Below are 22,192 nucleotides of genomic sequence, written 5' to 3'. Positions count from 1 at the left end.
CGACCAACAACGCCGCTCAAACGCCTTCCTCTCACGCCTCCCGACGCATACCATGGAGGAACCACACGTGAATGAGGTGCAATCATGAGAAGCATCGGCATCCGCCTCCTACGATGCGTCGGCGCATCGGCAACCGCGATCATGTGCGTCGGCCTGTTTCCCCTCGCCGCGGCGGCCTCGGACGCGGAGAGCGCGCCGCCTGTCGGCACCCCCTCCCCCTCCGCTGCCTCCAGTCCAGCCGCCGATCCCGCGACACCCAGTTCAGGCGACCGGGACTCCTCGTCGGCCGCCGCGCAGGAGTCCGGACGGCCCTCGGATCACCAGGACCCCTCCCCCGTCGAAGCATCCACCGACTCGGGGGCAGCCCCCTCGGCTGAGGAATCCGCCTTGGCCGGGAAAGAAGGGGAACCCGCAAACCCGGGGGATCCCAGCGGACGCTGGGTTCGCCACGAGGTCGGCTGGCGCTACGAACTGATCGACGGCACGTGGCTGAAGGACGGCGTCTTCGACGTGGAGGGTGGCCGCTACGCCTTCGATGCTCTCGGCTACGTCCCCCTCGGTTGGTACAGGGACCCCAGCGGCGTGTGGTACGCGTCGACCGAGAACGGCGTGCGCACCGGCTGGTACCGCGAGGGCGGATCCTGGTACCACCTCGGTGACGGTGGCGCGATGACGACCGGCTGGCTCTCCTCGGGCGGCTCCTGGTACTACCTCGCCGCGGCAGGCCAGATGGTCACCGGCTGGTCGCGCATCGACGGCTCCTGGTACTACTTCGATGCCTCCGGGGCGATGGCAGCCTCGACGTGGGTGCGTTCGGGTTCGTGGTACTACCTGGGAGGCAGCGGCGCGATGGCAACCGGGTGGTTCGTCGCCGCAGGCACGTGGTACTACGCCGACTCGAGCGGAGCGATGGCCACCGGGTGGGTTCGCACCGACGGCTCCTGGTACCACCTGGATTCCTCCGGCGCGCTGACCACCGGGTGGCTGCGCGACGGGGGCGGCAGCTGGTACTACCTGGATGCCGCCCGAGGCGCGGCGATGGCCACGGGGTGGGCCCAGGTCGGCGGCACGTGGAACTACTTCGACCGCTGGAAGGGCTTCTGGGTGAGCGATCGGGCGGGGTTCGAGGCCGACTGGAACTACGCCAAGACCCTCTACAGCCCCACAAACTACCTGGTGGTGGTGGATACCAGCGCCCCGCACTGCATGACGTTCTACTGGGCCGATGGCTCGTGGCAGCCGCTCACCGACATGCCGTGCTCGGTGGGCAAGCCCTCGACGCCGACGATCACGGGGACGTTCACGATCAAGAACCGAGGTCGCTCCTTCGGGCACGGCTACACGGCCTACTGGTGGACGCAATTCTCGGGGGACTATCTCTTCCACTCGATCCTCTACTACGAGGGCACCTACACCGTCATGGACGGAACCCTGGGCGGGCACGTGTCGCACGGGTGCGTGCGCCTGCGCTACGAGGATGCCAAGTGGCTTCATGACACGATCCCGTCGGGGACCTACGTGACGATCTACTGACCACCCGCCGGGGAACTCGCGAGGCGGTCCGCCTCGTCGCTGACGCATAACAAACCCCCGGGATTCCGATGGAATCCCGGGGGTGGGAGCGGAGACGGCGGGATTTGAACCCGCGAGGGGCTATGCACCCCTACCTCCTTAGCAGGGAGGCGCACTCGACCGGACTATGCGACGTCTCCAGTGCTGACCACTCTAGGGCATTTTTGCCGCGAACGCGAGCGTACGTCCGCCGCGCCAGCGCCCACGGGTCGGCTCGGCGGAGGGCGAGGGATTCGAACCCCCGGTGCCATTGCTGACACAACGGTTTTCAAGACCGTCTCTTTCGGCCACTCAGACAGCCCTCCAGACCTGAGCCATCCTATCAGGCCGCGGGCGGTGGGCGCGACCCTCGCACCCGCCGCCCGCGGCGCCGTCATCGTTTCGTCGGCGCTCAGCCTCGCAGCCCGAAGAAGTTCCAGGACTTCTTATCCGGCGCCGGCTCCTCCGGGTGATCCAGGAGTCCGCGGAAGAGAGCGGGTGCCGTGGGCGGCCACAGCGGCACGCGAATCGCCAGCGTCGCCTGGATCGCGTGGTACACGTCCCAGCGGGAGGACTTCGCCGGCTGGACGCTCTCGTTGTTGGGTCCGAGGCGGCGCACCCAGCGACCAGGCTGACCGATCAGGTAGTCGTGGATGTAGTCGAGGAACGAGCGGTAGCAGTGCTCGAAGTGCTCGACGTCAGAGATCCGCGAGCCGTCATCAAGCATGGCGCGCCGGATCGCGACCGTTGCACACACGCCCTCGCAGACGACCCACTGCTGGTGCTCATCCTCGCCCGGGATCGGGTCCCCGTTGCCGTCAACGCCGGTGGAGAAGCCCGGGGCGCCGCCCGTGCGCCGCCAGCCGTCGACGCGGGCGCGCTCGAAGAGCTCCGTACCCATCTCTAGGAGGTAGTCGGGCACCGTCCACCCCATCGAGCGCAGCCCGGAGCGGACCTGGAGCGCGAAGCGAGCCAGCTGCATGGAGTGGCCGGTAACGTACCCCTCGTAGTAGCGACGGCCGTCGTTGAGGAGCTTGCCAGCCTCGGGGCTAGGTTCCCAGCTGTCGTCGTAGTATTCGTGGATGCGCCAGTCGTTGCGAGACGCGATCTTGTGGGCGAACGCCGTCATCTTCTCCGCGCGGTCCAACCATTCGGGTTCGGTGGTCGCCTCGGCAGCCGCCATGTACGCCTCGATCGTGTGGATGAGCGTGCCCAGCGTGTGGACGGGGGCGGGCTCAGTGAAAGCCTCGTCGTACTGATCCCACACGAGACCAAAGTCGTCGATCCAGTACTCCTGTTGCTCGGCCAGCATCGCCTCGAGGAGTTCGTGCGCTCCGGGACGGTTGGCGACGGCCGCGGCCGCGGCGCCCAGCAGCGCGTACACGGTGTGGTACTGGGATTTCACGCGCCCGGCCTCGTCCCAGGGCACGCCGTGGCCATCCTCGCCGGGCTCGGGCTTGATGGACACCCACATCCCGCCGTTGACGGGATCGACGAAGTAGGTCGACAGCGCCTTGATCGCGTGGTCCGCGTAGCGGCGCATTCCCGGCAGGCCCATCAGGACACCCAGGGAGAACACGTAGGCCATGCGCCCGGTGACAGCCAGATCAATGGACCTTGTCGGGTCCGGTTTTCCTTCGGCGTCCAGGTGAGCGAAGCCGGTTGGTACGATCGCTCCCTCAGCCTCGGCGAGCAGCGCCTGCATGTTCGCGCTGAGCCAGCGATTATGTTCGATGGAATCAAACCATCCCACGGTGTTCCTCCTGACGACGATGTCACGGTCTGCGGTGACCGACGTCTCATAGAATAGTCGCTTCGCAAACATTTGGAAATACGGACCGTTTCACGCCGTGGGATGGTCCTACCCAGCCGAGGGCGAGACGTGCAACACTGGACGTATGCATGATCGAGCTGGCACACGTGCCCTACCTGAAGACCTCATCAACGTCGACGATGTCATCTCCGCCTACTACGACATCACGCCCGACCCGACCGACGTCGGTCAACGCGTCGCCTTCGGCACCTCGGGTCACCGCGGATCCTCGCTGGACGGCAAGTTCAACGAGGCCCACATCATCGCCATCACCGCCGCGATCGTTGAGTACCGCGCCTCCCAGGGCATCAACGGCCCCCTGTTCATCGGTCGCGACACGCACGCCCTGAGCGAACCCGCGTGGCGCACCGCCCTGGAGGTCCTTGCAGCGGCGGGCATCGACACGCGCGTCGACTCGCGCGGCTCCTACACGCCGACCCCCGCGGTCTCGGTTGCCATCCTGGGTGCCAACGGCGCACCCTCCGCTCTGCGCACCTCCGGCGATGGCCTCGCCGACGGCATCGTCGTCACCCCGAGCCACAACCCTCCGCGCGACGGTGGCTTCAAGTACAATCCGCCTCACGGTGGGCCGGCCGACACCGACGCGACCGGCTGGATCGCGACGCGCGCCAACGAGCTCCTCGACTCCGGGCAGTGGAAGGACGTTCCTCGCGTCACCGGCTCCGATCTGCTCCACGATCCGAACATCACCCCCTTCGACTACCTGGATTACTACGTGTCGCAGCTGGACCAGGTCATCGACATTGACGCGATCCGGGCCGCCGGCGTGCGCATCGGCGCCGATCCGCTGGGCGGAGCGTCCATCGACTACTGGGCGGCCATCGGTGAGCGCTACGGCCTGGATCTGACGGTCGTCAACCCCGAGGTCGATCCGGCGTGGCCGTTCATGACACTGGACTGGGACGGCAAGATCCGCATGGACTGTTCCTCCCCGTACGCGATGGCCTCCCTGCGCGAGGCGATGACCCCGGACGCGCAGGGCAACACTCCCTACGACATCGCGACCGGCAACGACGCGGACTCGGATCGGCACGGGATCGTCACGCCCGACGGGCTGATGAACCCGAATCACTTCCTGGCCGTCGCCATCGAGTATCTGTTCACGCACCGCCCGGGCTGGGGTTCCGAGGCTGCCGTCGGTAAGACCCTGGTATCCTCCGCGCTCATCGACCGCGTCGTGGCCGCCATGGGACGCGGCCTGATCGAGGTGCCCGTGGGATTCAAGTACTTCGTGCCCGGCCTGCTCTCCGGCACCGTCGGCTTCGGCGGCGAGGAGAGCGCGGGAGCCTCGTTCCTGCGCAAGGACGGCACCGTGTGGTCGACCGACAAGGACGGCATCATCCTGGCGCTGCTCGCCTCGGAGATCCTCGCGGTGACCGGCAAGACCCCGTCGCAGCTGCACGCCGAGCAGGTCGAGCGCTTCGGCGCCTCCGCCTACGCCCGCATCGACGCGGCTGCCTCCCGCGAGGAGAAGGCGAAGCTCGCTGCCCTGTCCGCCAACGACGTAAGCGCGACCGAGCTGGCCGGCGACCCAATCGTCGCGAAGCTCGTGCGCGCTCCCGGTAACGACGCGCCCATCGGTGGCCTGAAGGTGACGACCGAGTCCGCGTGGTTCGCCGCGCGCCCGTCGGGCACCGAGGACGTGTACAAGATCTACGCCGAGTCCTTCAAGGGAGCCGAGCACCTGGCCCAGGTCCAGGAGGCCGCCAAGCAGGTCGTGTCCGACGCCCTGAACGGCTGACTCGCTTGCGTTCGCCCGCTCGCGCGGGTTGGAACCGGGGGGCGGTGCTCGATGGAGCGCCGCCCCCCGGGCGTGTCAGCCTCCGTCATGACGGGGGCATTGACTCGGCTTAGCTGCCCTCGGTCCCCGATTCCACCTCGGCAAACCAGTCGGGCAACCGGCCGGGGATATCCGCCAACGCTTTGGGGTCAGCGGAAGAACCGTCGCTGCGCAGGTAACCCGTGTAGTAGCTAGTCGAGGTCAGCCAGTTTTCAGCGACCATCGCTTTTACGACGACACCGTAACGCTCACTTGTCCAAACGAAGAGAAGATCTGTCGTCCCATCATTGTCTGTGTACGTACGTTCCCGGCATACGAAACCAAGAGGCTCAAGCTCGCCAGCAAATACAGCACGGACGCGAACAGAATCATGCTCGTCGAAATCGTAGGCCCGCGACTTCAATGAGTAGAGTTTTTGGTCTCCGACGGGATACTCATAAATGAAATCATTGCCTCTGTAATTCCTGTAGTTGTCACGCGTCAACAGCTCATTACGAGCGCGAATGATCGCCGGCTCCACGTCGCGCTTGAACACCTCGATTGACTCGAGGGATTTGGCTCGCGCCAGATCTGATCTCTGTTCCGGATTCAAACCGCTTCCTCCTCCAAACGGTACGCACGCGGCGCACACAGCTGCTAGAACAACTGCGAGGGCTCCGATCAATGAGCGCCTCACTTCTTACCCCGCCCCGCAATGACTCGGGAGATATCTTCATTAGCTTCGCTGAACTGGGCGAAGTATCCATTGTGCTTCTGGAAGGGGTAGATCATCGATTTGTCAACCCCATTCTCGCCGACGTCGCCGGAGAGGTGATTGTAGCCCTCCATTGTGTCGGGGTTCCTTCCGAAGCGCCAGTCGTCGCCCACGCCCTGGACCATGTCCTGCTTGTAGTCCGTGGCGCTCACCCACGCGTGTCCCTCGGGAACCCTGAACTCAGACACATCCTGGGCGCCGGAGCCCGGCGAGCCGAACTGGATGAGCTCATCCACGACGCCCGGATTGACCTGCGTGAGCGCGATGCCAGCGGTCGTCGACCCATAGGAGTGCCCAGCGACGCTGATGTGCGCGTCACCCGCTCCATGCTCGCGCGATGCACCGAGGCCGTTAAGGAAGCCGGACAGATTCTTTGCTCCTTTCTCCGCGTAGCTAATGTTCGTCACCTCGGCAAGGTCCTGCGGTGCCTCGTACCCGAGGTATGACACCATCGCAACACTCTCGCCCCTCGCGTACCTCTCGGCAGCTTCAGCCATAACCCCAGCATCGCCGTCATACTTGGCCAGGTTTGTCGCGACGTTCGTGTACAGACCGGGAACGAGAACACCGATGTGGTCAGCAGTATCGACGTTGCCCCGGGCGACGGCAGCGGTGACGTGCTTGCCCGAGGTGTCCAGGCTCAAGAGCTGGCGTTGTGTTCCGTCTCCCTTCGGCTCGGGACTCTCCATTTCGAGCGTTTTACTAATGTTCTCGAGCGCCGTCACGCGCTCTTGAACGAGTTCGAGCTCCTGACGCTCGCGCCGCGACGGGTGTGCGCCGTAACGCTGCTTGAGACGCTCAAGCTTCTTCTGTTCCCTCTTGGTGGCATCATCCAGGTAAATTCGGTTCGCCTTGTCGCGCGACGTGCCATCCACGCCGTTCAGGTTCCCGATTTCCTTCGGGTGGTCCTTGATCATCTGCTCCTTCTCGGCGTCGCTGAGCGAGGACCACCACTCGGCAACTTCCTTCTCGGTGGCGTTGGCGGGCGGCAGCTTCAGATTCTTACGCGGAGCGCGCGCCGCACTCGCCGTGCCGTTGGCATGTGCCTGCCCGCCGGAGCTCACGGCGGAAATCTTGCTCTGTGTCGCCTGGACGAGCTCGTCTGCACTCTTCATGATCGACGACACCCTGTCGGCCACGGCCTTCATGTTCTTCTTGATCGTGGCCGCCTCCGTTGGCGAAACTCGCCGCGGACCGACATAGTGAACAGACCCGTCCGCTTCGATATGCAGCGAGTGGTTGGCGGCGGCACCGTCAAGACTCCTGGCCGACTCACCGATCTGGTTGGTTCCCCCGGCTGCTTCGCCAACGATCGATGCGAGCGCCTTCAGGTTGCTTGCCTGTTTCCTCATCGCAGCAACGTTTCGACGCAGCGCCTGCTGAGCGGCGGTCACGGTCTTGCCGGAACCCGACAGGCCGTTGGCCTGCGCCTCAAGCTGCTCGCTCGCGCTCGTCAGGGACTTCGCGTCGCGCTCGTAGTTCTGGGACTGCTCAAAGAGCGCAGAACCCTCCCACTGAAGAAGGTCAGACCACCTCATGGCTTCGCCACTCCTCCCAACTCGGAGCTAAATGGCTTGGGCACCGCCTTGATTCCCTTGCCGTCCAGCGGGGGAAAGGTTGGGGTTGGCGTGATCGGTCGAACAACCCACGGCTTATCAGGCTCGGGCTCGGAGCGCGGCGGGCGCTGAACGGGATTCGATTCCCTCAGCCCCCGTCCGTCTCCACGTTCTCTCACGCGGAAGGGACCGATGTACTCCCAGCCGCCGTCGGCAACCCCGCCGCGGCTGTGGCCGACAGCCACCCGGTTGGCGCGGCCATAGTGACCCACCACGATGGACCCAATGAGCTGGCCGTTCTCGTCCTCGGCGGCAACGAAGTCACGCTCGGCTGCCTCCAGGGAGTCGGCTGCTTCCTCAAGGCCTCTCGCGTTGTGCATGGCCTCGTCGGCGATCTTCTCCTCGGCGCCCTGCATGACGGACGACAACGGCGTGCCAGGCATCGCGGACGCAAAAGCGTTGGCGCCCCCCTCCGGGTGCGCCGAGCGGACGGCCTCGGCCGCCTCTCGGGAAGTCGCTGCGAGGCGAGGGAACTCGCCCGCAACGAATGACAGGTCGCTCATCATCGACTCCATTGGTTTACGTGAATACTCGCCGGGACGGGCACAATGTTACCGGATGGACACGTTCGGGGCGGCCACTACATCGACACCATCCCCCCCCCCGTCCATCGCGGTCTCACGACACTGGCCCCACCTCTACCATGACCGCCACGGCCCTCCCGACGACGTCCCCACACCTACCGGATGCCCCGCGTTCCTCGACACGGCGATCATCTGCGGCAGCGTCAGCGCCTCCTCAAGCTGGTTGCGCGAGGGGGGTGCTCGATCGAGCACCCCCCTGAGCGTGTCAACCCCGCTTGTCACGCGTACCCACGAGCCTCCGCCTAGCTGCCGGGAGCACTCGAGCGCGCCGCGGCAAACCAGGCGGGCACGCGGCCCGGCAGGTCCGCCAGCACCGTTGGGTCCGCGCCGGATCCGTCGCTGCGCAGCTCACCCGTGTAGTAGTTGAAGGACGTGAGCCAGGACTGCGACACCAGGAAGTGGACGGTGACACCGTAGCGCTCGCTCGTCCACGCCAGGACCGTGTCCGTGGTTCCGCCCTCACCCTCGTAGGCATCCTGTCGGCAATCGAAGCCGAGGGGTGCCAGGGCCGCGTCGAAGACAGCGCGCGAACGATCACGGGCTCCACATCCCGCTGGAAGACCTCGATCGACTCCAACGATGCGGCCAGCTCCAGCCTTTCCTTCTCTTCCGGATTCATACTTCTTCCTCCTTCTGAGGACGCACAGAATGCCGCCATCATCGCGGCGACGGCCGCAGGGATAGCGGCCGTCGGGTGGCCTACTTCGGTTCCTTACCCGCGATGACTCTCGAGATGTCATCGAGAGCCGGACTGCCCTCGTTGAAGTACCCAGAGTGGCGCCCAATAGGACCGTAATAGCCGTCTTGACCGACATCTCCAGAGATGTGCTTGTAACCCGGCATCGTGTCGGGATTCTTTCCGAACCTACCGTCGTCACCAAACCCCTGGACCATATCGTCCCAGTAACGCGCTGCACCGACATAGGCGTGACCCTTCGGAATGTTGAACTCCGAGACATCCTGGACGCCCGATCCGGGAGAACCGATTTGAACGCTGTCGTCGGCGACGCCCGGCGGGATCTTCGTCAGCGCCATGCCCACCGTCGTCGACCCAAAGGAGTGACCGACGGGGGTAATATGCGCGTCGCCGGCACCGTGCTCGCGGGAGGCGTCCAGGCCGGTGAGGAATCCGGCCAGCCGGTCTGACCCGGTCTTCGCATAGTTGATATCCACAACCTCCTCGACCCCCTGGGGAGCTCGATAGTCCATGTAGGTAACGACCGCAACGCTTTGCCCATTGGAGTGCTTCTCTGCGTTCTCACGCATGAGTCCCGACACCGAGTCGTAGTAGTCCAGGTTATCGGCGAGGTTCGAACGCATGCCCGGGACGTTTACCGCGACATGGTCGGCCGTGTCAATGTTGCCCTGCGTAACGGCTGCGAGAACATCTCGATCGGAGGAATCGAAGCAGACGAGCTGCCGCTGGATACCGTCTTTACTTGACTTATCAAGAACCTTTTCGACGTTCTCCATCTGGGTGATGCGTTTCCGCGTCTGTCTTAAGTCCAGAATATTCTGGGGAGTTGGGTAACGCAGAGCATTATCTTCTTGCTCTTTGAGCTTCTGTCGCTCTGCCTTGAGATCCTCGGCCAGGTTGTTGCGGTTTGCCTTATCCCGCCAGGTTGCCTCTACGCCGTTCAGGTTCCCGATCTCCCTCGAGTGGCGTCTGACCATCTCCTTCTTCTCGGCGTCGGTGAGCGAGGACCACCACTTGGCGACCTCGTCCGGGCTGGCCCCCTTGGGGGGCAGCTTCATACGGTCGAGCCGAGAACCCCCGCCCCCACTAGTCTGAGGCTTCCCACCCGATTCCACCGCGGCGATGTTCTTCTGAATGTCCTTGACGAGCTCGTCGGCCTCAAACTTGATCAGGGAGACAGTGTCAGCAACGGCCGCCATGTTCGTCATGATCTGGGTACCACCGATAAGTGACCCCGCCTTCTTCCCGACGTAGTCAACGGATCCGTCGGCTCCGATCTTGATCGACTTGTCGGCCGCGTCTTGGTCGAGCTTCCTGGCAGCTTTGCCTATCTCGTCGGCTCCCTTAGCGGCGTCACCGGAGATGGTGGCGAGCGAATGCAGGCTCTCCGCCTGCTTTCTCATCTCCTCGACGTTCTTGCGCAGCGCCTGCTGGGCGGCGGTCACCGTTTGGCCGGAACCCGACAGGCCGTTTGCCCGGTCGCTCAGGTCTTCGCTCGCGTTTGTCACGGCCTGCGCTTGCTGCTCATACACTTGGGCCTGCTGGGACAGGGGATTGCCCTCCCACTGGAGAAGATCTGACCAGTTCATAGGTTGACCACCCCGCCGAGTTCTTCGCTAAAGGGCTTCGCCTCAACCTTTGCTCCCCCGGTATAGGGCTTTGCTTCGACGCCGCCGCCCCCGTCGTAGGGGCGGCTACCATCGGCGGACCCGCCCTTACCGTAGCTATGTCCCACTCCAGGACTCCCAAAACTCACATCATCACCCGCGGAGCCACCCCTACCGTAGCTATGTCCCACTCCGGGACTCCCAAAGCTCACATCGTCACCCGCGGAGCCGACCGTCGCCCTGCCGTAGCTGTGTCCCGTCGCGGTGCTGGCACCACCCTGCTCGGGCATGATGGAGCCGATGAGCTGCCCATTCTCCTCCTCGGCCGCGATGAAGTCACGCTCGGAAGACTCGAGGGAGTCTGCGGCCTGTTCGAGATCTTTCGCATTGTCCATGCTCCGGTCGGCGATCTTCTCCTCGGCCCCCTGCATGTCGGAGGACAGCGGCGTGCCGGGCATCGCGGAGGCGAATGCGCTACCTCCGCCCTCCGGTCGCGCCGAGCGGACGGCCTCGGCCGCCTCCCGGGAAGTCGAGGCAAGGCCTGGGAACTCGCCCGCGACGAATGACAGGTCGCTCATCATTCACTCCAATTGTTCGAAACTCTCGACTGACGGCTCGCGTAATGTTACCGGATGGACATGTTTTGAGCATCCAGACGTCCGACCCGCGACGCCCCCCTTGACAATGCGCCCCGCAACACAATTTCACTGAACCCACCCCTAGAAAAGTCCCGCCCGGGCAGATAACGTGGCACTATCCCCCGGGTGGACCTCACACCGGCAGCCCGCCAACCCCCAGGAGACCCGACATGAGCGAGTCGACTCGGCCCCCCAATAGGGCCACGCGCCCCGATGAAACCCCCGCGAACCCCGCGGCACATGCGCCGCGCACGGCGCCCGCGATCCCGGCCCTGCCCGTCGGACGCCTGGCCTTCCTCGCCCTGGCCGGAGCAGCCCTGCTCGCCGGCCTGGACGCCTCCCTCGTGCGCCTGGGCGCCCTGGCGCCGGTCCCCTCGACCTCTCTCGGCTCGATCCACGGACTCCTCATGATCTACGGCTTCCTGGGTACTGCGATAGGCCTGGAGCGCGCGGTCGCGTTGCAGTCGGACGGGCGACGCATCTGGGCGTACGCGGCCCCCCTGCTGACGGGAGCCGGCGGCGTGAGCGCGATCGTCGTCGCGCTGAACCCAGCGGTCAGGAATGCCCTGTCGGGCCTTCCGATCCCGCGCCTCGCAGCCGCACACCTGGCCGGATTCGCGCCGGAACGAATGATGCCGGGATTCCTCATGACGGCGGGAATGACGACCCTGGCGAGCATCTACTGCTACGTGTGGTCGCGCAGGCAGGCGAGCCACGCCGTGCTCATCCAGTTGCTGGGGGCGCTCATCGGTCTGGGCGGCATACTGCTGTGGTGGCGCGGGGTCGACACCCCTCGGGTGGTCACGTGGTGGCTCGCGTTCCTCGTCGTCACCATCGTCGGCGAACGCGTCGAGTTGGCGCGCCTCGCGTTCGCCACGGGCTCGACGCAGCGTCGCATCACGGTCGAGTGCGCGGCGCTCATGGTCGGCCTTGCGCTCGCCCTCTTCGCGCCCTTTCTGGGCTACCCGTTAATCGGCGCGTCCCTGGGCATCCTCGTCGCGGACACCGCGTGGCACGACGTGGCCAGGGGCACCGTGCGCACGTCGGGGCTCCCCCGACTGGCGGGGGCGTGCATGCTCAGCGGCTACGGGTGGGCGCTCGTTCCATCCATCCTGTGGGTGGTCGCACCGCCCGCCTTCGACGGCTACGGCTACGACGCCTCGGTCCACGCGATCACGATCGGCTTCGTGGTCTCGATGCTTCTGGCTCACGCTCCCGTGATCATCCCCGCGGTTGCACGCCGCGAGGTTCCCTACCACTGGGCGATGTGGGTACCCTTCGTGTTCCTGCAGCTATCGCTGGCCCTGCGGCTGCTGGCGGGCGCACGCAAGGCGGATTTCCCGTGGCGCCTGGGCGGCACCCTCGCCGTCATGGGGATGCTGCTCTTCGTGGGAACCACTCTCGCCCTCACCATTCGTCGCGCCCGGGCGGCGTCGCGGGAGCTCCGCCTCGCCCGCGAAGCCCTCTCCTCCGCTCCCCGCTCCGCCCCCGGGGAGGAAGCGTGAAGAAACCTCGTGTGGCCCGCACGGATCGCCTGACCACGGTGTGGCTGTGCCTCGCGACCGGCGCTGCTGCGGTGACGATCGTCGCGCGCGGCCTCATCCCTCAGAACCTGTGGACCACGATTCACCTCGTGACGCTGGGGGTGCTCTCCAACGGGATCTTCCAGTGGTCCTGGTACTTCGTGCGGGCCCTGGCTCACCTGGGCCCGACGGAGAGCAGGGCAGGGCGCGATAACACCGTGCGCATCGCGATCTTCAATGCCTCTCTCGTTGCCCTGATCGCCGGGATGTGGGCGGGAGCATGGGTGGTAACGGTCGCCGGAGCGAGCGCGGTAGGTATCGTTGCATCCTGGCACGGATACGCGCTGCTGAGCGCATCGCGCGAGCGTCTGGCCTCCCGCTTTGCGGTGATCATCCGCTACTACATCGCGGCCGCGTTCTTCCTCGTTGTCGGAGCCATCCTGGCGGGCCTCGTCACGGTGGCGATGTTTGACCCCGGGGCACCCGACTGGCTCACGTCCGCGCGCGACCGGTTGACGGTTGCGCACGCGATGGCGGGAGTCGCGGGGTGGGTTGGCCTGACAATGGGCGGAACCATGGTCACACTCGGCCCCACCGCCATGCGCACGCGCATGGACCCGGCGGCGGTCTCCTTCGCGACAACCGCACTGCCCCTGTGGGTCGCAGGCCTGGTTACCTCGGAGGTGGGAGCCCTCATCGGATCCATGAGGATTGCCTCCCTGGGTCTGCTGATCGTGATCGGTGCGGCAGCGCTCGGCGTGGGTGTTCCACTGGGACGCGCCGCCTGTGCCAAGGGCCCCTCGGAGTACGGGGCTTGGTCTCTCGTCCTGGGCGGCGCGTGGATTCTCGTCGCAGGAGCGGGCGCCTGCCTGCACGCCTTTGAAGCGGGGGACGCATCCGCGTTGCGCGCCGCATTCCTGCCGTGGCTGCCGATCCTGGGTGCGGCGGGCCTCGGCCAGGTGTTCGTGGGCGCGCTGGCCTACATGATGCCCGTCGTCATCGGCGGCGGCCCCTCCGCGGTTCGGGTCGGCATCGCGGTTCTCGAGGCCGGAGCCCCCATCCGCGAGGCAAGCCGCAACATCGCCGCAGTCTTCGCGTTGTCCGTCGCATCCCTGGCCGGCGCGCAGGCGCTGCGCCTGACAATAGCCGCGTGGGTTGTCCTGCTCTCCACCTACGTCATCGATATCGTCCTCATGGCCCGCTGCGGCGTGGCCCAGGCGCGCGCCAAGCGGGCCGCCTCATCCCCCTCACAGCAAGGAGTCCGCCGTGGCTGACCTCACCCTCTCCTCGTCTCCGTCGCCCCGCGGCGATGCCCCGAAGGAATCTTCCGCAAGACCGACCCTCAAGGCGCGCGTCAGCCCTGCGGGCGACCACGCGCCCGTGAACAGGACAGCCGGGGCGATCGTCGGCGTCGTCTCGGTCGTTGCTCTCGCGCTGGCGGTCTTCCTGTCCTCCCCCTCGGCCACCACCGCCCAGGAGGGAGCGACGGTACCGGGCGCCTCGTCCGTGACCGCGACCGGGCACACGACGCGCGTCGCTGTGGGCGTCGAGGGAATGTCCTTCACCCCGAACCACATCGAGGTCCCCATCGGGGATCGCCTGATCGTCGACTTCACGAACTCCGGGGATCAGCGTCACGACCTCGTGTTCGAGTCGGGTGTCACCTCCGGTTCGCTCGCCACCGGGGAAACGAAGGAACTGGACCTGGGGATCGTGTCGGGGGACATGGAGGGTTGGTGCTCGTTGCCCGGCCACCGCCAGGCGGGCATGACGATCCACGTGCAGGCCGTCGGCGCCTCATCGCCGGGATCCTCCTCCACGCCCGCGCCGTCCACTCACTCCCACGATCACGGCCACGGCGCCTCGTCGGGTCCCGCGAGCCCAACCGAGCTGACCGACTACGCCGCGACGATCGACGCACGCGACCCGGTCCTGCCGCCAGCCACAAACGAGACCGAGCGCCACTACACGTTCACCGTCACCGAGCAGACCGCGCGCGTCACCGACTCCCTGACGCGCGAGACGTGGACGTTCAACGGTGATGCGCCGGGGCCGATCTTGCGCGGCCACGTCGGAGACACCTTCCACATCACTCTTGTCAACAACGGTACGATGAGCCATTCTCTGGACTTCCACGCGGGCCTGGTCGCCCCCGACAACGTCATGCGCTCGATCGAGCCGGGGCAGAGCCTGGACTACACCTTCGTCGCAAAGAACGCCGGAATCTGGCTCTACCACTGCTCGACCGCCCCCATGTCGATGCACATCGCCAACGGCATGTTCGGCGCCGTCATCATCGACCCGACCGACCTGGATGGCGTCGATCGCGAGTACGTCATGATCGCCTCCGAGCTCTACCTGGGCGGCGACGGGCAGAGCGCCGACGCCTCGCTCCTGTCGGCGCTGCAACCCAATGCGATGGCGTTCAACGGCGTGCCCTTCCAGTACAAGGCGCACCCCATCGAAGTCAAGACCGGTGAGCGCGTGCGCGTGTGGGTCATGGACGCCGGCCCCAACCTGGCAACCACCTTCCACGTGGTGGGCACCCAGTTCGACACCGTGTGGCGCGAGGGCGCCTACGTGATCCGGGGCGGCGGCAGCGGCGGCGGTTGGGGTCAGGTGCTCGCCCTCGGGGCCGCTGAAGGCGGCTTCGTGGAGTTCACCCCCGTCGAGGCCGGGCACTACTCCTTCGTCAACCATGCGCTGTCTCTGGCCGAGAAGGGGCAGGTTGGGGTCTTCGAGGTGAGCGACTGACGGCAGGGCGCCGCCCGGCGGTGTGCGAACGCCACATTCCCAGCCCGCACCCGCCGATCCTCCAGCGGTAGAATGAGCGGATGCTCGGCACCTATCTCGACATTCTGCGCTACCGGGACGCCTGGAAATTTTCCGCGGCTGGACTTGTGCTGCGTCTGCCCATGTCGATGGTCGGATTGTCAACCATCCTGATGGTGCGCGCCGAGTACGGCAACTACACCCTCGCGGGCGCCGTCTCCGCCGTCAACATCGTCGTCATGGCGATCTGCGCACCGCTCCTGGCGCGCCTCGTGGACCGCCACGGACAGCTGCGCGTCATGGGCCCCGCGTGGATCGTCTCCACCCTGTCGATGTGTGCGCTCGTCACCGCCGTCATCATGCACGCACCCGAGTGGCTGCTCTTCATCCCGGCAGCCCTCGCCGGCGCCACGTGGGGAGCGCCCGGCGCGCTCGTGCGCTCGCGCTGGTCAACGATCCTGCGCAAGCCCGGCCAACTCACGACGGCCTACGCCCTCGAGTCCGCCGTCGACGAGTTCGTCTACATCGTCGGCCCCGTGCTCTCCACCGTTCTCGGCACAGCCGTGCACCCCGCCAGCGGACTCGTCATTTCGATCACCAGCCTCGCGGTCGGGGGCGCCCTCTTCCTGTCGCGTCGATCCTCCGAACCCGCGATCATTCCCCACGACCCGGATACACCCCGCGAGTCCGTCATCCGCAAACCCGTCGTCCTTGTCATGGCCGCGACCTACATCGGCATGGGCATGACGTTTGGCGCGATGGAAGTGTCCATGGTCAGCTTCACCGAGGAGCGAGGCGCGCCCGCGCTCGGCGGGATCCTCCTGGCGATCTTTTCGATCGGATCGCTGGCGGCCGCACTCGTGTACGGAGCTCGCACGTGGCGGCGGCCCACCTGGCAACTCTTCGTGATGGGTGTCGTCGCAATGGCGCTGGGAATGAGCGCCTTCCCCTTCGCCCTCAACCTGTGGGCGATGACGGTCGTCATCCTCATCACGGGCGTCACCTGCGCGCCCACGATGACGAACGTCAACGTCATCATCCAGAAGTCAGTCCCGGCCGGAAAACTCACCGAGGGATTGACCTGGATGTCGACCTCGATCAATCTGGGCACCTCGCTGGGAACCGCCATCGCCGGTCCGGCAATCGACGCGGTGGGCGCGCGCGGCGGCCTCTACACCATGGCCGGAGCCGGATGGGCGATGGTCCTCCTCATGCTCATCGGACTGCGTACCCTGCGCACGACCGATGCCGCCCCCACCCCCAGGCTTCCGCTCGACTGACTTCCCTGCCCTCCGACGGTTCTTGCGCCGCGGGGGGTGGGAAGCCCTATGATTGGCCTAATGCGTTTGCGACCACCACTCATCGACGACGAATCTCCCTCGCTCGCACTGGCCCTCACGGCCGGCGCGGGCGAGCTGGCGTCAACGCTGCTCGTCGCGGCCATGTCGAAGGGCTGGTACTACCCGGGAGTCGTCGGATTCGGTGGGATCGGGTCCCAGCGCAGCGCCCGAATCCTCGGCCGGGTTCTCATGGCGCGCGGCGACGACGGACGCTCCTGGTTGCAAACACGGCGGGGCTGGCGCCAGTTTTTCAACGCGCAGGTTCCCCGCCAGCCGGTTCTCGTCACGGTTGGTCGGGCCCGCAGGCTCGCATTTGCGGACCGCGGCGGCTTCGTCGATATGACGATCCTGGGCCACGGCCTGACGCCCGGCTGGCACGACGCGACGATTCAGGTTCTGCATGCCGGTGACGTTCGCGCCCTGGGCATGTCAGAGGACACCGCCGCCAAGCTCGCGGCCACCTTACGTACCGCTACCCCCCTGCCCGCCCCCGCCTCGGCGATGCACGAGCGTCCCCGCAAGGGACGTATCCGCGCCGGGCGTCCGGCCTGCGTACGCGTGCGCATCGTCTCCGACCAGGAGCGATTCGGCGTCGTCTCCGACATTGACGACACCGTCATGGTCTCGATGCTGCCGCGCCTTGTGACGGCAGCCAAGCACGCGTTCGTCGACCGCGTCTCCTCCCGTGAAGCGGTCCCCGGCATGGCCCACCTGCTGACGACGCTGACCACCGCCTCCGCCTCCTCCGAGGACGTCCCCCCGGGCGTTCACTCGCCCATCATGTACCTGTCGACCGGGGCGTGGAACGTCGTGCCCACCGTTCGTTCGTTCCTGGAGCGCAGCGGCTACCCGGCGGGCGGATTCCTCATGACGGACTTCGGCCCCTCCAACACGGGATGGTTCCGTTCCGGCCCCGAGCACAAGCGCCGGGAGCTGCGCCGCCTGGCGCGCATGTTCCCGCAGATGCGCTGGCTCCTCGTGGGCGACGACGGGCAGCGCGACCCCGAGATCTACGCCGAGTTTGCGCGAGACTTCCCGCGCAACGTCGCCGGAATCGCGATTCGTTCGCTGTCCGAAATCGAGCAATTCATGGCGCACGGCAGCTTCGAGGCGATGGTCCCGGACGCCCTGTGGACCGTTCCCGAGGGCGTGCCCGTCTGGTACGGATCCGATGGGGAGGCGCTGCTTCACAATATCCGAGGCCGCGGCACGGTGGGGCCCCTCACGCCACACTGACGCGCCCGATCTGCCGGGCGCTGGACGCGTGGACTACTTGTCGTGCGTGCCCGACATCGGCAGACACTTGGTGGGCTGTTCAACCGAATCGGAGGACTTCAAGACGCGCTGAACGTCCTCGGCGCTCATCGCCCCGTCGTAGAAGGTGCCGAGTTCGACCTTCACTGACGAGTCCGTCGCGTCGCTGAGACGCACGCGCGCACCCGGGAAGAAGCGGGCAACCGAGTATGCCGCGTCGACCGCCGAGGCTCCCGCCGTGATGCGCACCTTGCCCGTGTACTCGACCTCCGCGTTGTCGGGTTCTTGCATCTGGAATCCCGCGGTCGCCAGCATGTCCGAGGCCTTGCTGGCCAGGCCCGCATGCTGCGTGGTGTTGATGACGGTGACGCTGATCTGGGAGGGGGGCACCGGCTTAGCGCTCTGGGTCGGGCACGGCACGTCGCCGACCTCCGCGTACTTGATCTTCTCCGAGAAGCCGTTGCCGAAAGGAATGGGCAGGAGCCCGGTGAACACCAGAGCCGCCAACACCGCGGCCGCGATCATCGCGACGCCGATGATGGAGAACGTCGTGTTTTGACGCTGTTGCCGCTCGCGCAGGAAACGCTCGCGCGGAGTCAGGGCGGGGTGGGGCGCGTTCGGAGTACTCACAACCCCACCCTAGCTAATGGGGGCGCTCCGCGGCCAGGGGGCGCTCCGTCGCACGTGTGACATCTCGCCCACGCGCCGAGGTCGGCGTACAGTAAGGGCACCCTCACATGCGACTGATTCCCGTCGGCCCCGTCCGAGTTTGCGCACGGGACCGAGGCGTTGCCCCACACACCAATCCGAAAGAGGCAGACATTGAGCTTCCTGACACCCGACCTGCGCTCCCGCATCCACGAGCGCGCCGGCCTCGCCGACGCCGCCAACACCTACCCGGCGGAGGACCTCGCGGACCTGAGCGCGGCCGGCTACCTCCGCGCCTTCGTTCCCGTCGAGTTCGGTGGCGCGGGGCTAACGCTCGCCGAGATCGCCGCCGAGCAGACGGCGCTGGCCAAGGCGGCTCCCGGCACGGCACTGGGCATCAACATGCATCAGATCATCGTGGGTCTCGGTCGCTACCTGGTCGCCCACGGCAACGCGCGAGGCGAGCAGATCCTGCGCGACGCGGCCGCCGGCGAGGTCTTCGGCTTCGGCATCTCCGAACCCGGCAACGACCTCGTTCTCTTCGGCTCCACGACGCGCGCGACCGCGAACGAAGCGGGAGGATACTCCTTCGAGGGAACCAAGATCTTCACGTCCCTGTCCCCCGTGTGGACGCGTCTGCTCGTCTTCGGGCGGGCCGAGACCGAGGAGGGCCCCAAGTCCGTGTTCGGAATCGTCCACCGGGGCGATCCAGGCTATACGATCAAGGACGACTGGGACACCCTGGGGATGCGCGCCACCCAGTCCATGACGACCCTCCTGCAGGGCGTGGAAGTACCCGCGGAGCGCATTCTCACGGTGACGGATCCCGGCCCCAGCACCGACCCGGTCATCTTCGGGATCTTTTCCCACTTCGAGATCCTGCTGGCCGCCACCTACCAGGGCGTGGGCGAGCGCGCCGTCGAGGTGGCGGCCGAGCACGTCGCAACGAGGCGGTCGGTCAAGAACCAGACGACGTACTCCAACGACCCGGACATCCGGTGGCGCATCGCCGAGGCCGCCCTGCTGATGAACGCGGTCGGCCCCCAGATTCGCGAGCTCGCGCGCGACGTTGACGCGGGCGTTGACCGCGGCCGGTCCTGGATGCCGCAGCTGTCCGCCGCGAAGAACGCGGCGGCCGAGGCCACGCTGCGCGCGGTCGAGCAGGCGATGCGCGCGTGCGGGGGCAGCGCCTACTACAACTCGCACGAACTCTCGCGCCTGTACCGAGACGCGCTCGCCGGCCTCTTCCAGCCCTCCGATCAGGAGTCCCTGCACGCCGCGTGGGCGAACCTGATCCTGGGCCCCATCGAGAAGGCCGAGTAGGCGTCCGGGGACGAGGCACCGGCTGGGTGGGGCCAGGGAGCCGGCGCCGCGCGGGATGGGAACACGGCCGACCCCGGGCGTCGTCGGGACAGACAGGGAGGCGGGCTCCGAGTCTCCTCGGGGCCCGCCTCGCGTGACTGCCACCTACTGGTTCCAGCGGAACTTATCGGGGCTGATCTCGCCCGTCGAGCCGGTCATCCATCCGCCGCGCGCCAGCGCGAAGGACTGGCCGCTCTTCGTGTTCCAGCAGCTGATCCCGTCCTGGGTGGAATGGCAGGCGTAGTCGCCCTTGGCGGCCGCCGCCCCGTATGCGAGAGCGTTGCCGCCCGAGGGCGCCCGGTTCGCGCAGGACTGGGCTGCCTTGTCCTTCGTCGCCGACAGGACGCCGACCTGATTGCTGGGGCACGAGCTGTAGCCGTCATCGGCCCAGTCAGACTCGCTGATACCGCAGCTGACGCCGTCGGCGCTGAAGGAGCAGGTGATGTTGCCCGACGGGGAGGAGAAGGAGTCCACGGCTAGCGCGCCGGCCGGGGCCGGATACTTGGCGGGTTCCTCGGAGCTGGCGCTCGGAGAGGGCGACGCGTCCGTTGCCGTTGAGGTCGGCGACGGGCTCGCATTTGCCCCGGGGGTGGGCCCCTCGTAGCCGCGCGTGAACACGTAGATGACAAATCCGAGGAGGATCACCGCGATCACGCCAAGAATGGTGAGGACGATGGCCATGACGGAGATGCCGCGGCGTCCGCCCGATTCGGTCTCCTCCGCCGGCGTTCCCTGTTGCGCCGTGGGCTGGACCTGATAGGAGGCTCCCGCCCCCGGATACGCCTGCGGCATGTTCTGGGGGCGTGCGGGACCGGATGCGCTCGGGTAGGCGCTCCCGACGGAGGCGGCTGGGTAGGCCGCGGTTGCCTGGGCATCGTTTGGCGCTTTGCTCCCCATGATGGACTGGCGCTGCACCTGCGCGACGACCTGTTCGCGGGCGTCCACCTGCGGGACGGGCGCGCTGGAGCCGACGACCGCGGAGTATGGCGTGGTCCTCTCCACCTGGGAGTAGGAGTTGACGCCGCCCTGACCCAGGACGTACATGCCGGACTCGGAGGTTCGGATCGAGGAACCCGCGACCGCACCCGACACGTCGCCGTGCATGACGAGGTACCCGTTGGAGTCGATGTATCCGTCGTAGTCGTCGCGCGCCTCAAGGGCGGCGTTGACGGCCGGGTCGTTGAACTGGTGCAACCAGTCGAGGAGACCGCGATAGGCGTGCGGGTGCGCGGCGACGGCTGGGCGCAACTCGGGGTAGCGATAGGCCAGCTGGCGCAGCGCCTCAGCGTCGGTCGATGGATCCTGGGCTGCCGCCGCAGGGTTGTCGAAATGCAGCTCTTCTGCCATCGCTACTCCAAGATTCAACGGTCATGCAGTTGTTACACCATACCGCGCCCGCACGTCGCAGGCGAAAATTTACCTTGTGCATTTTCCACCATGCGGCGCTGTCACTTGACAAAACACTCATGAACCGCCTCGAAACACGAAGCTGTCAAAACCGAGGTTGTCAATGTCTTCCGCGAGCGCGCGCACCTGGTCGTCCCAGCCGGGCCTGGTGGAGACAAATCCCGCCGGGGTGCCGACCTCGCGCGCCTGCTGAAGGGCGAAACATCTAACGCCCAGATCCCGGGCGGCGCGCGCCACGTCGAGGCCGTCACGCGGGCCGTCGGGGTAGACGGTGAGTCTCACCTCGTGGTCCACGTCGGGGTGGGCAAGGAGGATCTCGAGGGAGGACCACGCCTTCTCTCCCGCTCCCACGCGCCCGGCCACCGCCTCGTAGTGGTCGGGCATGGCCTTCAGGTCGATGCCGACCCAGTCGACGAGGCCCTCGTCCAGCAGGTTCGCGAGGCGCCCCGGGTAGGGCCCGGCGGTGTGCAGGCCCACCGCGAAGCCGAGTTCGCGCACGCGCGCCATCCCCGAGGCCAAGGCGATCTGCCGGGTGGCCTCGCCGCCGGAGAACACGACCCCATCGAGGAGGCCTCGCCTGCGCGCGAGAAGTTCTTCGAGGGAGGACCACGCGACCACTCCGGGGATGCGCGGGTCAATGATCGCGCTGTTATGGCAGTACGGACATGCCCAGGGACAGCCCTGCAGGAACAGGGAGGCGACGAATTTACCGGGCCAGTCGACGGTCGACATGGGCACCAGGCCGGCGATCTGCAGATCCTGCGGCCCCCATGCCTTCCCGGGGGCTGCCCCGCGCGCCTCGCCCGAGGCCTTGGGGGGCGTCGG

The 22,192-nt window shown here is 66.7% G+C and carries 18 protein-coding genes and 2 tRNA genes; 8 read left to right on the top strand and 12 right to left on the bottom strand.

The genetic code is table 11. From position 1 onward, the window contains the following. The first annotated feature begins 84 nt into the window (after window positions 1-84). Window positions 85-1,533 carry a L,D-transpeptidase family protein gene (locus HMPREF9006_RS07550; protein WP_009213006.1) on the top strand — a complete coding sequence of 483 codons (1,449 nt, stop codon included), beginning with the start codon at window positions 85-87 and terminating at the stop codon, window positions 1,531-1,533. Between the two features lie 89 nt (window positions 1,534-1,622). On the opposite strand, the gene HMPREF9006_RS07545 is transcribed toward HMPREF9006_RS07550, so the two are convergent. The 3 genes from HMPREF9006_RS07545 to HMPREF9006_RS07535 all read right to left on the bottom strand — a co-directional run bounded on the left by HMPREF9006_RS07545 (window position 1,623) and on the right by HMPREF9006_RS07535 (window position 3,304). Continuing rightward, a tRNA-Ser gene (locus HMPREF9006_RS07545) sits at window positions 1,623-1,712 on the bottom strand. 78 nt (window positions 1,713-1,790) lie between these two features. Next, window positions 1,791-1,877: transfer RNA gene (locus HMPREF9006_RS07540), tRNA-Ser, on the bottom strand. 86 nt (window positions 1,878-1,963) lie between these two features. Continuing rightward, on the bottom strand, window positions 1,964-3,304 hold the full coding sequence (locus tag HMPREF9006_RS07535) for an AGE family epimerase/isomerase (RefSeq protein ID WP_034232317.1): 1,341 nt from the start codon (window positions 3,302-3,304) through the stop codon (window positions 1,964-1,966). A gap of 145 nt (window positions 3,305-3,449) precedes the next feature. Between HMPREF9006_RS07535 and pgm the strand changes: the two genes are divergently transcribed. Continuing rightward, window positions 3,450-5,126, top strand: coding sequence for a phosphoglucomutase (alpha-D-glucose-1,6-bisphosphate-dependent) (gene pgm / locus HMPREF9006_RS07530; protein ID WP_034232315.1), 1,677 nt, complete (start codon window positions 3,450-3,452; stop codon window positions 5,124-5,126). Between the two features lie 109 nt (window positions 5,127-5,235). Here the strand turns inward: pgm and HMPREF9006_RS07525 are convergent, their stop codons facing one another. The 6 genes from HMPREF9006_RS07525 to HMPREF9006_RS10755 form a co-directional block, all read right to left on the bottom strand. After that, window positions 5,236-5,757: a DUF4853 domain-containing protein gene (locus tag HMPREF9006_RS07525; protein WP_034231445.1), complete on the bottom strand. Its 522-nt coding sequence runs from the start codon at window positions 5,755-5,757 to the stop codon at window positions 5,236-5,238. A gap of 80 nt (window positions 5,758-5,837) precedes the next feature. Beyond that, window positions 5,838-7,457: an alpha/beta hydrolase gene (locus HMPREF9006_RS07520; protein ID WP_009213002.1), complete on the bottom strand. Its 1,620-nt coding sequence runs from the start codon at window positions 7,455-7,457 to the stop codon at window positions 5,838-5,840. Next, window positions 7,454-8,038, bottom strand: a complete 585-nt coding sequence (locus HMPREF9006_RS10915) for a hypothetical protein (protein WP_202812301.1) — start codon at window positions 8,036-8,038, stop codon at window positions 7,454-7,456. Before HMPREF9006_RS10915 ends, HMPREF9006_RS07520 begins: the two co-directional genes overlap by 4 nt. Window positions 8,039-8,361: 323 nt before the next feature. After that, on the bottom strand, window positions 8,362-8,859 hold the full coding sequence (locus HMPREF9006_RS10435) for a DUF4853 domain-containing protein (protein ID WP_202812325.1): 498 nt from the start codon (window positions 8,857-8,859) through the stop codon (window positions 8,362-8,364). After that, window positions 8,819-10,405: an alpha/beta hydrolase gene (locus HMPREF9006_RS07505; RefSeq protein WP_009212998.1), complete on the bottom strand. Its 1,587-nt coding sequence runs from the start codon at window positions 10,403-10,405 to the stop codon at window positions 8,819-8,821. The genes HMPREF9006_RS10435 and HMPREF9006_RS07505 overlap by 41 nt, the downstream gene beginning before the upstream one ends. Beyond that, a complete protein-coding gene (locus tag HMPREF9006_RS10755) occupies window positions 10,402-11,001 on the bottom strand; it encodes a hypothetical protein (protein ID WP_198002549.1) in 600 nt (199 codons plus the stop codon). Before HMPREF9006_RS10755 ends, HMPREF9006_RS07505 begins: the two co-directional genes overlap by 4 nt. Window positions 11,002-11,231: 230 nt before the next feature. On the opposite strand from HMPREF9006_RS10755, the gene HMPREF9006_RS07495 reads away from it, so the two are divergent. The 5 genes from HMPREF9006_RS07495 (at window position 11,232) to HMPREF9006_RS07475 (ending at window position 17,932) form a co-directional block, all read left to right on the top strand. Further along, on the top strand, window positions 11,232-12,566 hold the full coding sequence (locus HMPREF9006_RS07495; RefSeq protein ID WP_009212996.1) for a hypothetical protein: 1,335 nt from the start codon (window positions 11,232-11,234) through the stop codon (window positions 12,564-12,566). Beyond that, complete coding sequence (locus HMPREF9006_RS07490) at window positions 12,563-13,858, top strand: hypothetical protein (protein ID WP_009212995.1); 1,296 nt, start codon at window positions 12,563-12,565, stop codon at window positions 13,856-13,858. Before HMPREF9006_RS07495 ends, HMPREF9006_RS07490 begins: the two co-directional genes overlap by 4 nt. Continuing rightward, window positions 13,851-15,338, top strand: a complete 1,488-nt coding sequence (locus HMPREF9006_RS07485; RefSeq protein ID WP_009212994.1) for a multicopper oxidase domain-containing protein — start codon at window positions 13,851-13,853, stop codon at window positions 15,336-15,338. Before HMPREF9006_RS07490 ends, HMPREF9006_RS07485 begins: the two co-directional genes overlap by 8 nt. An 80-nt stretch (window positions 15,339-15,418) precedes the next feature. Beyond that, on the top strand, window positions 15,419-16,636 hold the full coding sequence (locus HMPREF9006_RS07480; protein WP_009212993.1) for an MFS transporter: 1,218 nt from the start codon (window positions 15,419-15,421) through the stop codon (window positions 16,634-16,636). A gap of 48 nt (window positions 16,637-16,684) precedes the next feature. Beyond that, window positions 16,685-17,932 (top strand): App1 family protein, encoded by a 1,248-nt coding sequence (locus HMPREF9006_RS07475; RefSeq protein ID WP_009212992.1) that lies wholly within the window; start codon window positions 16,685-16,687, stop codon window positions 17,930-17,932. A gap of 33 nt (window positions 17,933-17,965) precedes the next feature. On the opposite strand, the gene HMPREF9006_RS07470 is transcribed toward HMPREF9006_RS07475, so the two are convergent. Continuing rightward, window positions 17,966-18,580: a LytR C-terminal domain-containing protein gene (locus tag HMPREF9006_RS07470; RefSeq protein WP_009212991.1), complete on the bottom strand. Its 615-nt coding sequence runs from the start codon at window positions 18,578-18,580 to the stop codon at window positions 17,966-17,968. Between the two features lie 192 nt (window positions 18,581-18,772). Between HMPREF9006_RS07470 and HMPREF9006_RS07465 the strand changes: the two genes are divergently transcribed. Next, entirely contained in the window at window positions 18,773-19,921 is a 1,149-nt protein-coding gene (locus HMPREF9006_RS07465; protein ID WP_009212990.1) for an acyl-CoA dehydrogenase family protein, read from the top strand. Between the two features lie 144 nt (window positions 19,922-20,065). On the opposite strand, the gene HMPREF9006_RS07460 is transcribed toward HMPREF9006_RS07465, so the two are convergent. Beyond that, window positions 20,066-21,307: a variant leucine-rich repeat-containing protein gene (locus HMPREF9006_RS07460; protein ID WP_009212989.1), complete on the bottom strand. Its 1,242-nt coding sequence runs from the start codon at window positions 21,305-21,307 to the stop codon at window positions 20,066-20,068. A 117-nt stretch (window positions 21,308-21,424) separates the two neighbouring features. Continuing rightward, entirely contained in the window at window positions 21,425-22,123 is a 699-nt protein-coding gene (locus HMPREF9006_RS07455) for an anaerobic ribonucleoside-triphosphate reductase activating protein (protein ID WP_034232301.1), read from the bottom strand. Window positions 22,124-22,192: the final 69 nt, after the last annotated feature.

Origin of the sequence: Actinomyces sp. oral taxon 180 str. F0310 (assembly GCF_000185285.1) — a bacterium.
In the GTDB taxonomy this organism is placed as follows: domain Bacteria; phylum Actinomycetota; class Actinomycetes; order Actinomycetales; family Actinomycetaceae; genus Pauljensenia.
This window is presented reverse-complemented; position numbering and strand designations above follow the sequence as displayed.